We start from the raw sequence: 11,779 nt of genomic DNA on the forward strand, positions 1-11,779 counted from the left end.
GGTATAGAAATAAGTTCTTCAGCCGATCGATGTCAATCGAATTGTATACCGATCGGTATAAAAAAATTCGGGAGGGCCCACCCCCATGGGACGGCCAAGAGAGTTCGATGTCGACGATGCCCTTGAAACGGCGATGGAGTTGTTCTGGCGAAAGGGCTATGAAGGCACGTCGTTGACCGACCTGACGGAAGGCATGGGCATCACCAAGCCGAGCCTCTATGGCGTCTTCGGCAACAAGGAAGGCCTATTTCTCAAGGCATTGGAACGCTACGAGCGTACCAAGATGAACTTCTTCCATGAAGCCCTGAACGAACCGAAGGCACGCGATGTTGCCGAGAAAATCTTAAGGGGCTTTGCCGATTCCCAGACCGCGGAAACCAGCCCGAGCGGGTGCCTTGGCATCAATGGCGCGCTCGCCTGTAGCGAGGCTGCCGCCGAAATCCAGAAATGCCTGATCGAAAACCGGCAACGCGGTGAGCGGGAGCTGGGCAAACGGTTCGAGCAGGCCGCAAAAGAGGGTGACCTGCCTGCCGGGCACGAGCCCTATGATCTTGCCCGCTATATCATGACCATCTCGCAGGGGACCGCAATTCAGGCGGCCTCCGGCGCGGATCGCTCTGCGCTGTACCGCGTCATCGACATGGCGCTGCAATTCTGGCCCGAACCTGGCGCATCGCAGAACTGAATCAAGCGGTTACCTAAGTTCCATATACAACATAGTCAGTGTTTGCGGTCGGAATCACTCATCCGTCATCTTTCCGTTGCGTGATTCCAGCCGGTACCGGTTGCCGGGGTAGACCAGTCGCGCAAAGGATACGGCACGTTTCGATGACCATGTGCGGCGGCGAATGAGCAGGCACGGCTCCGTGCGCAAAATGACCAGAAGCTTGCATTCCCAAGGTTGCGGCATGGCGGCTTCGACGATGTGTTCGGACCCGCTCAAGGGCGCTTCGGCCGTCAAATAGACATTTGGTGTCTGGACCGTAAAGTCCTGTTCCAGGTAGCCGGGCGCTGCTTCCGGGTTGACGAAACGGTCTTCGATCTGGACCGGAACGCCGTTTTCGCTGTGCACGATCAGCGAATGAAACACCGACGCTCCGATCGGCAGACCAAGCGCATCGGCGACATCCGGGGCCGCGGTTTCCCGGGCCAAAACGATCACGGAAGCCTGATGTGTATGGCCTCGCTCATCGATCTCCTCGGCAATGTTGCGCACTTCGAACAGTTCGGAATAGCCCTTGCGCTCGGCGACGAAGGAGCCGACGCCCTGGATGCGCACAAGTTCGCCTTCGCTTGCCAGTTCGCGTAGCGCCCGGTTGGCGGTCATCTTGCTGACGCCCAGTTCCGCGACCAATTCATTCTCCGAGGGGACGCGATGTTTCGGCGGCCACTCGCCGCTCTGGATTCGGTCGAGGATCATCTGCTTGACGCCGGCATAAAGCGGCGAGCCGTCATTGTCGCTGGAGTCCCACTTTAACGGAGCGTTCTGGTCATTGCTTCGTTTCATATGCTTATTCCTTGGGCGGAACTAATTTTGCATTCAAATGCGGCCGCCCACTTGCATACCATAAAAATTAGCATATGGTACCATATACAACATGGATGTTCAGAGGCATTTTTCAGTCTCCCGTCCATCAGCTATTATAAAGCCGGCGCAAGATCGGTGGACGTCGAAAATAAACCCAGAGGAACGTGAACATGAATCTGTCAAAATTTCTGATGGCTGGTGCCGTCGCATTTGCAACGCTGTCCGCTCCGTTGGCGCAGGCCAAGGACTGGAAGACCGTTACCATTACCCTTGAAGGCGCCTATGCGCCCTGGAACCTGACCAATCCGGATGGCACGCTCGGTGGTTTCGAGCCTGAACTGGCCAAGTATCTCTGCGACCACATGAAGGTCGAGTGCAATCTCGTTGCTTCCGATTGGGATGGCATGATCCCGGCGCTCAACGCCGGCAAGTTCGATGTGATCATGGACGCACTGTCGATCACCGAAGAGCGCAAGCAGATCATTGACTTCACCATCCCCTACGCTGCCACCCATGCGGCTTTCGCGACCGCCAAGGATAGCCCGCTGGCAAATGCAGCCGGCACCGGAACCGTCGTCAAGCTCGACCCGGGCCAGACCGGCGTCAAGGAAATCGACGCGATGAAGGAAGCGTTTGCCGGCAAGACCATCGGCATCCAGGCCGCCACCGTCTATTCCAAGTTCATCTATGACAATTTCGGCGAAATCGCCACGGTGCGCGAATACAAAACGGGTGCAGAGCGCGACCTCGATCTCGAGACCGGCCGTATCGACCTTGCTTTCGACGATGCCGTCTACCTGATTGCCGCTTTCGAAAAGTCCGGCGGCGCTCTCGCCTTTACCGGTCCTGAAATCGGCGGCACGATCTTCGGCGTCGGCGAAGGCCTCGGCGTCCGCAAGGCCGATACCGATCTGCGCGACATGCTGAGCAAGGCCATCGAGGCCGCCCTCGCTGACGGCACGATCAAGACGCTGTCGATGAAGTGGTTCAAGACCGACGTCACGCCGTGATCCCAAGGTGGCCGCCGCTTGCTATTTTGCAAACGGCGGCCACACTTGCTGCGGCAGGCCGCCTTTCAGTGCGGCCTTCCATTATCCACTTGAAGATCGGGAATCCGGCCTTGCCGGGAACGACGGGACGCCTGCGGCATGGCATTACTTCAAATGATCGGATTTGGCCCCACCGGCTGGGGCGGGCTCCTTCTTGTGGCGGCCCTGATGACGCTTTGCGTCACCGCCGTGGCACTGTTGATCGGCGCTATTCTCGGCTCGCTCGTCGCCTGGGCCAAGCTCTCAGGCAGCCGGACACTGAGAGCGATTGGCGGCACCTACACCACGGTGTTTCGTGGCGTTCCCGAGCTGTTGATCATCTATCTCGTCTATTTCGGCGGATCGAGCGCCGTCACCGCCATTGGCACGGCGATGGGCTATGAGGGCTTTCTTGGGCTTCCGTCCTTTGCAGCCGGCGCGCTCGCGGTCGGCATCATCTCGGGCGCCTATCAGGCCGAAGTGTTTCGCGGTGCCTACCTTGCCATTCCGAAAGGGGAGCTTGAGGCGGCGCAGGCGATCGGCATGAACCGCGGCTTGCGCTTCCGCCGCATCATCGGCCCGCAGGTCTTCCGTTTCGCCATTCCGGGGATCGGCAATGTCTGGCAGCTCAGCCTTAAGGATTCCGCCCTCGTCTCCGTGACCGGTCTTGCCGATCTGATGCGCACCAGCCAGGTCGCGGCCGGCTCGACGCGGCAGCACTTCCTGTTCTTCATTGTCGGCGGCTGCCTCTATCTGATCCTGACCAGCTTCTCGGATCGTTTTTTCACCAGCGCCGAAAAGCGCGCCAATCGCAGCATGCCGACCAGCCTCGGCCAGGCCTGATCAAGGAGACGCGCGATGGACATCGCCTTCATGTTCGAGACCATGAAAACGCTGCTGGCTGCTCTGCCGATGACGCTGGCGCTGTTTTCCCTTTCCGTTTTCTTCGGTGGAATACTGGCGCTTGTCATTGTCTGGATGCGTGTCAGCGGCAACGCCGTCGCCCGCAACTTTGCCAAGGGCTACATTTTCGTTTTCCGCGGCTCACCGCTGCTGATCCAGATGTTCCTGATCTTCTACGGTCTGGGTCAGTTCGGCTTCATCCGCTACAGCTTCCTGTGGCCGGCATTGCGTGAACCCTTCGTCTGCGCCGTTCTGTCGCTGGCGCTCTGCACTGCTGGCTATTCGGCTGAAATTTTCCGCTTTGGCCTGCGCGCCATTCCGGCCAAGGAGATCGAGGCGGCGCGGTCCATCGGCATGTCCGGCTTCCTTTTGACACGCCGCATCCTCGCACCGATTGCCTTTCGCCACGCGCTGCCGGCCTATTCGACCGAAGTGGTCATGATGGTGAAATCGACGGCGCTGGCCAGCCTTGTCACCGTCTGGGAAGTGACCGGCGTCGCCCAACGGCTGATCTCGCAAACATACCGCACGATGGAAGTCTTCCTCTGTGCGGCCGCCATCTATCTCATTCTCAACTTCATCATCCTGCAGGCGATGGCGCTGCTTGAATACAAGCTGACCCCGCACCGCCGCGCGGCGCCCCTCTTTCCGGTGCCGCAGCGATGACCCCTACGACCCTCAACCAGACTGGAACGACCATGGCAGGCACGACCCGGCTTTCCGTCCGCAATATCCGCAAGAGCTTCGGCTCGCATGAGGTGCTGCGCGGCATCTCGCTCGAGGCCCGCGATGGCGACGTCATATCGCTTCTCGGCGCCAGCGGCTCGGGAAAATCCACCTTCCTGCGCTGTATCAATCTTCTGGAGATCGCGGATCACGGCGATATTTCCGTCGATGGCGAACTGATCCAGATGCAGCAGCGCGGCGGAAAGAATGTCCCGGCCGATCGCCGCCAGGTGGACCGCATCCGCTCCGAGCTGGGGATGGTGTTCCAGTCCTTCAATCTCTGGTCCCATATGACGATCCTCGAAAACGTCATCGAGGGGCCGGTGCATGTGTTGAAGCGTCCGCGCGCCGAATGCATCGCCGAAGCCGAAGCGCTGCTGGAAAAAGTCGGCATCGCCGAGAAACGCCATGCCTATCCGGCGCATCTGTCGGGCGGTCAGCAGCAGCGCGCCGCAATCGCCCGCTCGCTGGCCATGAAGCCGAAGGTGATGCTGTTCGACGAGCCGACCTCGGCGCTTGATCCGGAACTGGTCGGTGAAGTGCTGCGTGTCATGCGCTCGCTTGCCGAGGAAGGCATGACCATGCTGGTCGTCACCCACGAAATGAGCTTTGCCCGCAATGTCTCCAATCGGGTTATCTTCATGAAATCCGGCGAGATCGACAGTGACGGTGCGCCGGACGAACTGTTCGGCTCGGGCGGTTCGCCCAGCTTCCGTCAGTTCATCGGCAATTTCGGAGGCTGATCGTGCAAGACATTGTACTCGACGCGGCGCTCGACTGGCGCGCCGTGGTGGCGGTTGCCGATGGCGCAACGCTTTCTCTCTCCGGCAACGCCAGGCAGAGGGTGGAAACGGCCAGCCGGATCGTTTCGGCGATCGTCGAAAGCGGCGTGCGGGCCTACGGGGTGAATACCGGTGTCGGCGCACTCGCTGATACGGTTGTCGATCGTCCTTCGCAGAGCCGCCTGTCACGCAACATCATTCTCAGCCATGCCTGCGGCGTTGGGCCGTTGCTCGATGCCCGCGAGGTGCGCGGCATCATTGCGGCACAGATCGCCAATTTTTCCCACGGCCATTCCGGAGTGCGCCCGGCAATCGTGGAGCTGCTGCAGACCTTTCTGCGTCAGGACTGCATTCCCGAGGTGCCATCCAGGGGGTCGGCCGGTTATCTCAGCCACAATGCCCATATCGCACTTGTGTTGATCGGCGAAGGCAAGGCTCGGCTGAAGGGAAAGCCCGTTTCCGGTGCCGAGGCTTTAAAGACGCTTGGCGTCGCGCCGCTGGTTCTGCAGGCCAAGGAAGGCTTGAGCCTCGTCAACGGGACTGCCTGCTCCACGGGGCTTGGATCCGTGGCCCTGGCCCGGGCCGAACGGCTTCTTGATTGGGCAGATGCCATTGCCGCACTGTCGATCGAGGCACTCGGCTGCCAGATGACCGCTTTCGATGCGCCGGTGCTTGCCCTGCGCAAGTCGGCGGGAATCGAGAAGGTCGGCAAGACCCTGCGCGAGCGTCTCGCCGGTAGCGGCCTGATTAAAGCTGCCAAGGGTGCGCGGACGCAGGACGCCTTGAGCCTTCGCTCGGTTCCGCATGCCCATGGCGCCGGATGGGATGTGTTTGATTTCGCAAGCATAGTGGTGAATCAGGAACTGGCTTCCGTGACCGATAATCCGGCGGTTTCCGGTACGCCGGACGCGCCGGTTGTCTCGTCTGAGGCGCATGCTGTGGCGCCGGCTCTCGGACAGGCGCTGGATAGTCTCGCCATCGCACTCGCCCAGATATCGATGATGAGCGAACGCCGCATCGACCGCCTGGTCAATCCGCTGGTGAGCGGCCTTCCGGCCTTTCTCGCCGCCGATCCGGGCGCAGGCTCCGGCTTCATGATCGCCCAATATACGGCAGCCGCGCTTGCTGCGGAAAACCGGCGCCTCGGCGCACCCGCAAGCCTTGATGGCGGTATCACATCGGCGCTGCAGGAGGATTTCCTCGGTCATCCGACGGCCGCGGCCAACAAGCTTCTGGCGGTGATCGACAATGCCGAGCAAATACTCGGCATTGAATTTGCAGTCGCTGCACAGGCGCAGGATTTCAAGGCCAGTGTCGCGCCGCGGGCCAAGGGGACCGATGCGCTCTATCGCCATATCCGTCACGATGTGCCAACCTATGCCGACGACCGGCCGCTCGGCTGGGATCTGGAAAAGGCCCGCGATCTCCTGCGCGGATCGCCTCCTCCCAGTATCTAAAGCGCTCGCATCTGAAACTCCCGAAAGGATACTGCCATGACCGCCCATTTCGACGTTGCAGTTGTCGGCCTTGGCGCCATGGGAAGTGCTGCCATCGCCCATCTGGCTGCCCGAGGCGTGAAGGCGATCGGCATTGACGCCTATTATCCGGCGCATGCGCTGAGCTCGTCGCATGGCGATAGCCGGTTGATCCGGCTCGGCTATTTCGAGGACCCGTCCTATGTGCCGCTGTTGCAGCGCGCCTATGCCAATTGGCGGACGCTGGAGGCACGACTGCGCGAGGACGTCCTGACGACCACCGGCGTCCTGCAGATCGGCAAGCCTGACAGCAAGATCGTCAGCGGCACGAAGAAAAGCTGCGCCCTTCACAATCTGCCGCTGGAAATGCTGAGCCCGGACGAGATGCGCCGCCGTTTTCCGGTGTTTTCTCTGGACAGCGACGAAGTCGCATTGCTCGATCCGCAGGGCGGGTACCTCCGGCCGGAAGTGGCCGTCATGGGCCACCTGAAGCTTGCGGCGGCAGACGGCGCGACTTTGCATTTCGGCGAGAAGGTAACGGCGATCGAGCCGGGCGAGGGCGGGGTTGCCGTCGTTTCGGACACGGGACGCTATCGCGCTAGCAAGGTGATCGTAGCGACAGGCTCATGGATCGGTGAACTCGTGCCGTCGCTGCGCGATCAAGCGGTGCCGATCAAGCAGGTCGTTTCCTGGTACCAACCGGCCGATGGTTTCGTCACCATGCCGCAGCGCATGCCAGTGTTTATTCGCGACGAGGGTGAGAACGGCTCTTTCTTCGGCTTCCCGGCCATCGGGGTCGATGGCGTCAAGGTCGGCCGTCACGCGCATTTTCGCGAGCCGATCGACCCGAACCAGCCCAATCCGCCTGTCAATGACAGGGATACCGGTCTGCTCGACAGTTTCATCAAGCGCCGGCTTCCGTCCGCCGCAGGATTGCGGGTGCGCTCTGCCACCTGCCGCTACACGATGCTGCCGAGCGAGGATTTTCTGATCGACCTTTTGCCGGGCGACAAGCGCATCGTCGTGGCATCGCCCTGTTCTGGCCACGGGTTCAAGTTCACCAGCGTCGTGGGTGAAATTCTTGCCGATCTGGCGCTGGACAGCGGCACAGACCTGCCGATTGGCGCCTTCTCGTTTGCCGCAATGGACCGGTTTCTGGCAGCGCGGGCGGCGTGAGCATAGCCCATGGCGCTCGCGACCGCATCCGAAACGCGGACGCCATCCGTCGCGCCATAGGCGCGACAGCTGCTAAAACTCAATCAGCGCTTATAATCAGTTTTCCCAGTTTTCGCAGAATGTCCCGGAATACCGTCGCCACCGCCATTGCCAAAGCCGTTGTTGCCCTTGGGTTTGCCACCGCCACCGCCGCCGCCACCGGACTTGGCAATCGCATTCGATGTCAAGCTGGTCGACAGAAGCATAGTGATCGCCGGCGGCGTTACGGCTGCAAAGCGTCCACAGCTTTTTAGGAACTCACGGCGGCCATCCGTGTCCTCGTAAGCGTCGTTTACCTTCTTTTGCATATTTGCCTCCCCCCAATCTATGAGTTTATCTTTGCCAGGTAGCTACTGCAAAATGCATGTTCTTAAATGTGCAATCGCTAATGTACATCATAAGTACCCGCGCCGCCAGATACCAAATGGATATATTTGTGCGCAGTGTCGGTAGCGCCCGACATTGGCAAGCGCTTACGCCTTCCCCAGAGGCTTCGGCCGAAAGACCCGGCGAAACTCACGGGCGACGCGTTTCAGCTCTTGCCGGCGGGACGCATGAGATATGCCACCGTAGCGATCCCAGGATGGGTAGCTTACAATCTCGGATAGAAATGCTGCAATCGTCAGCGGATGCCGAAGGTAGCCCCTACCGAGCTGGAGTTTTCGGCGAAGGAATTGAAATCGCGGCAAAATCCCGATCTTCAACCTGGCGATATCGGGTATGCCAAAAAGAGCGTTGACCGTCAGAATCTGGGTATCCGTGGCGTTCTGCTCATATCCCGCCGCAAAGAGCGACCGGATTCCGGACCAATCGATCTCATCCGCCGACCTGGCGATGGAGACGATATCCAGAAGATGGCGTAGGTCGATGAGACCACGCCAATAGTCCCCGTCCTGGAATTGGTCATGCAGGATCAGATAGACGATCTGGGCAAATCCGGAGGGAATGTAGGCGTGGCCTTTTCCGAGATCCGACCTTGTGGAATTCTGGTAAAGCCATTCGATGTCCTTGAACGACGCTGGACCCTTGGGCCGGCAGTGCAGGTCGATGCTGCCCGCGTCGGAACCGCGCCCTAGCACCGTAGGCAGATGGGCTTCCGGGTCGCCCGGCCAAGTCCGGGCTCCGCCGTCGATGCTGACATCGTAGCCGATCGCCTGAAGCGCCTGGATGGCCTCTTGCATTTTCGGTGGCCGTACCATGAGATCCAGGTCGATCAGGATGCGGCCGCCAAAATTGGGTGTTGCCTGGCTCAGAAGGACCGCTGCACCCTTCATGATGACGGGCTCGATCCCCGCTTCGTTGAGACATGCCACCGCTTCTTCAAGCTGAGAATGCAGCATTGCATTGCGCTTGGCGTTGGACGTGTAGATGACGTCCAGATAGTCCCGCACTTCGTCGGGAACACCTGTTGGTTCGGCCGAATGGACGGCTGCGGCGAGTGAGGTGATCGTCATCGTCTGGTTTGCAAGAGCAATCACGCAGTCCCAGTCAACGTCGTCAGGAAACCTGCCGACCAGACATGAAGCGAGGCTGCGAAGACCCTGGAAATCAGCCCGCATCGTGGAACCGAGCCAGGGCTTGGGCGCCGTCATCCAGTTGTGAGTAGGTCAATTCGATCCCCCGCGCCGCATTCACCACGCCCAACATGCTCTCGAACTGCATCGTGCTCAACCGACGCTGCGGGTTGCTGGCTTCTGAAATAATCTTCGCGAGGACCTGCAGTGGCTCCACCGGTAATGTCCTTGCCTTGCCACTCCGCGTGCGGTTGAGGAGAACGATGGTCTTCAATGTCATTCCCCGATTGGCCTCGTGAGGCGTAAGCGGCAGGTAGCGCACCAGCTTGCCATCCAAACGCAGATGCACGGGATGCGAAAAAAGACTTTCGCGAATCTGTGGCAGCAGTTTCCATGAATGCGCCTTCACGGCCGACGCGAACGCAACCCCGCTGATCGTTCCGCCGGTGTGCAGCAGCGCGATGTCGTCCGCATAGACTTGAAAGCCGCATTGCATGAGCGCGAGGGCCAAAGTCGTCTTGCCGGCGCCGGGTGAGCCGCAGAGAAAAACCGCCCCAGAACCGTTTGCGAGAAGCGCCCCGTGGAGCGCCGTATTCATGTCGAGGTTCGCGATGAGCTCGTCGGTCAGAAGACCTTTCAGCGCCGGCACCGCTTCCCGCCGGCTGACGATCAACGCCTCTTGCCCCGGCCCTGCGATGCACACGCCGTTGCCGAATCTGGCCAGGGTATAATGTTTCGGCGCAGAACTGTTACGTGGACTGCTTGGAGGCAGCATAGGGCGCACCAGTTCCATCAGCGCCTCGTCGTAACAGCTTATGCGGATATCCCCGCCTGTGATGTCAATGAGTTCAGAGCGAGGCGGCGATCCATCACTCTCCTCGAACTCGACTTGCAGTAATCCTTGCCGGGACCAGAAGCGCAAATATTGTGTCAAATAGGCGCGCGCCGAGGGTCTCCTCATGCCTTCGCCGGCAAGGCTTGCCTCCAGCGTTTCGAACGATACTGGCCGGGAAAGTTCGGAGGTAATGAAGGCCGTGATTTCGTCGATCTCGAAGAGTTGTTGTGATGCCTCGACGAAAATCGTTCTGCGATTGCCGACGGAGCAGGGATGTCCACCGGCGGCGAGCCGAAATCTCATTGAGACGTTCCCTCGACCGGGGCAAAGCCTGCTTTCACATTCCGCACCCTCAACGAAGCGGCAGGATGGCGAGGATCTTCAAACTGAACTGCTTGCGCCCCCCAGAGGAGCCGCGCTTCCCGACTCGCTCAATCAGCACCGTATGTTAGCAGCATTCGCGGGAAGCACCACAGCATTCGCGGGAAGCACCACAGCATGATGCAGAGCCAATCAGAAATCTCGCCGGCGTTCTGCCGGACGTGTGATCTGCCATGTGCTGGGGCTCGTCGCGGCGGAGTGCAACTCTCAGCTCGCGGCGATGCGGATGAGGTAAGCCTCTGCCGGCATGTCGGAGGTGATCAGGACGACGCCCTTAAGAACGGCGCAATCGAGCCGGCCGAGCTCTTCGGCATGGTCTCCACCTTCGATCCGCATATTGCCGAGCGAAAGAAGCATCGTGACGCCGCCCTCGGCGTCCAGATGGTGCTGCCCTTCGACGATCCGCTTTTCCACCTGATGCGTCCATTGTCCGCGCCGGGTCATGACGTTCAGATCGACGATGGTACCTGATACCAGCCGCGCGGATGTCGCCGCATCGGCCGGGAAGGGCAGCGGCGCGGATGCTCTGGTCAACACGACGGGTTTGCGCCCGGCAATATCGAGTTCCATGCCTTCACCTTCGATGATCGACAGGGTGCGGTCGATGCCGGCAAAGACGGAGAACGGGCCGTCGCTTGCCACCGTTGCCATGCTGATGCGCCAGCCAAAGGTGGCGAGATCGGCCTCCGGTGGAAAGACCGCAATCTCGACTGTTTCGCCGCCGCCGTTTTTCCATGGCATGCGGCGATGGTCAGCGGCTCTCAAAACTCTGATCCGGGCGTGCGATTGTTCGTCGTGCATTGTAAACCTCATTGCTGTGGACCAAGTTTAGTGGACTAAGTCCGAAGGAGGGCGGTGATGGAAACGATCAATGTTCACGAAGCCAAGACACATTTGTCCCGCCTGATGGAAAAAGTGTCAAAGGGCGAATCCTTCATCATTGCCAAGGCCGGAAAGCCGATCGGAAAGCTTGTGCCCCTCGATGAGGCGGAAACACCAAAGAAGCGCCGGATCGGCTTCATGAAAGGCGAAATCGTCGTACCGGACGACTTCGATACGGTGATGGCCGATGAAATCGAAGAGATGTTTTACGGCAATCCCGACAAATTCAAACACCGATGAGATTTCTGTTCGATACACATATCCTGATCTGGGCAGCTGGCGATATCGATCTTCTGTCGACAGGTGCCAGGCTGCTCATTGAAGATACGAGCAACCACGGAGCTTCCCATTAATAGCAAACACGCAATTGCGATTGCGGGTCTGCCTTTGCTTCACAAAGACCTCTTCGATCGAATTTTGATCGCGCAGGCCGTTAGTGAGGGGGTGTCCCTTCTCACCTCGGATAAGACCGTCGCAAAATACGGCGGTCTTATCCGGCCGGTCTAGGCC

At 59.8% G+C, this 11,779-nt stretch carries 14 protein-coding genes; 9 read left to right on the forward strand and 5 right to left on the reverse strand.

All coding sequences use genetic code 11. From position 1 onward, the window contains the following. Positions 1-85: 85 nt before the first annotated feature. Positions 86-685 (forward strand): TetR/AcrR family transcriptional regulator, encoded by a 600-nt coding sequence (locus tag AC1D17_RS02830; protein WP_477563925.1) that lies wholly within the window; start codon positions 86-88, stop codon positions 683-685. Positions 686-739: 54 nt separating this feature from the next. On the opposite strand, the gene hutC is transcribed toward AC1D17_RS02830, so the two are convergent. Further along, positions 740-1,507 (reverse strand): histidine utilization repressor, encoded by a 768-nt coding sequence (gene hutC / locus AC1D17_RS02835; RefSeq protein ID WP_477563926.1) that lies wholly within the window; start codon positions 1,505-1,507, stop codon positions 740-742. Between the two features lie 212 nt (positions 1,508-1,719). Between hutC and AC1D17_RS02840 the strand changes: the two genes are divergently transcribed. The 6 genes from AC1D17_RS02840 to solA all read left to right on the forward strand — a co-directional run bounded on the left by AC1D17_RS02840 (position 1,720) and on the right by solA (position 7,618). Continuing rightward, a complete protein-coding gene (locus AC1D17_RS02840) occupies positions 1,720-2,538 on the forward strand; it encodes a transporter substrate-binding domain-containing protein (RefSeq protein ID WP_477564247.1) in 819 nt (272 codons plus the stop codon). A gap of 138 nt (positions 2,539-2,676) precedes the next feature. Beyond that, positions 2,677-3,399, forward strand: coding sequence for an ABC transporter permease (locus AC1D17_RS02845; protein ID WP_477563927.1), 723 nt, complete (start codon positions 2,677-2,679; stop codon positions 3,397-3,399). A 15-nt stretch (positions 3,400-3,414) separates the two neighbouring features. After that, positions 3,415-4,125, forward strand: a complete 711-nt coding sequence (locus tag AC1D17_RS02850) for an ABC transporter permease (RefSeq protein ID WP_477563928.1) — start codon at positions 3,415-3,417, stop codon at positions 4,123-4,125. Between the two features lie 32 nt (positions 4,126-4,157). Beyond that, a complete protein-coding gene (locus tag AC1D17_RS02855) occupies positions 4,158-4,928 on the forward strand; it encodes an ABC transporter ATP-binding protein (protein ID WP_477564248.1) in 771 nt (256 codons plus the stop codon). Between the two features lie 2 nt (positions 4,929-4,930). Next, positions 4,931-6,424 carry an HAL/PAL/TAL family ammonia-lyase gene (locus tag AC1D17_RS02860; RefSeq protein WP_477563929.1) on the forward strand — a complete coding sequence of 498 codons (1,494 nt, stop codon included), beginning with the start codon at positions 4,931-4,933 and terminating at the stop codon, positions 6,422-6,424. 36 nt (positions 6,425-6,460) lie between these two features. Continuing rightward, positions 6,461-7,618 carry an N-methyl-L-tryptophan oxidase gene (solA, locus tag AC1D17_RS02865; RefSeq protein ID WP_477563930.1) on the forward strand — a complete coding sequence of 386 codons (1,158 nt, stop codon included), beginning with the start codon at positions 6,461-6,463 and terminating at the stop codon, positions 7,616-7,618. Between the two features lie 83 nt (positions 7,619-7,701). Here solA and AC1D17_RS02870 read toward each other — a convergent pair whose 3' ends face one another. The 4 genes from AC1D17_RS02870 to AC1D17_RS02885 form a co-directional block, all read right to left on the reverse strand. Continuing rightward, complete coding sequence (locus AC1D17_RS02870) at positions 7,702-7,965, reverse strand: hypothetical protein (protein ID WP_477563931.1); 264 nt, start codon at positions 7,963-7,965, stop codon at positions 7,702-7,704. Positions 7,966-8,130: 165 nt separating this feature from the next. Beyond that, the gene (locus AC1D17_RS02875; protein ID WP_477563932.1) at positions 8,131-9,249 is read right to left on the reverse strand and encodes a nucleotidyltransferase family protein; all 1,119 of its coding nucleotides are present in this window, start codon (positions 9,247-9,249) and stop codon (positions 8,131-8,133) included. Beyond that, complete coding sequence (locus AC1D17_RS02880; protein ID WP_477563933.1) at positions 9,206-10,309, reverse strand: serine kinase; 1,104 nt, start codon at positions 10,307-10,309, stop codon at positions 9,206-9,208. Before AC1D17_RS02880 ends, AC1D17_RS02875 begins: the two co-directional genes overlap by 44 nt. Positions 10,310-10,594: 285 nt before the next feature. Beyond that, complete coding sequence (locus AC1D17_RS02885; RefSeq protein WP_477564249.1) at positions 10,595-11,161, reverse strand: HutD/Ves family protein; 567 nt, start codon at positions 11,159-11,161, stop codon at positions 10,595-10,597. A gap of 84 nt (positions 11,162-11,245) precedes the next feature. On the opposite strand from AC1D17_RS02885, the gene AC1D17_RS02890 reads away from it, so the two are divergent. Further along, complete coding sequence (locus tag AC1D17_RS02890) at positions 11,246-11,509, forward strand: type II toxin-antitoxin system Phd/YefM family antitoxin (protein ID WP_477563934.1); 264 nt, start codon at positions 11,246-11,248, stop codon at positions 11,507-11,509. 63 nt (positions 11,510-11,572) lie between these two features. Next, entirely contained in the window at positions 11,573-11,776 is a 204-nt protein-coding gene (locus AC1D17_RS02895; protein ID WP_477563935.1) for a PIN domain-containing protein, read from the forward strand. Positions 11,777-11,779 lie beyond the last annotated feature (3 nt).

It is taken from the genome of Pararhizobium sp. P1_E7 (assembly GCF_056405855.1).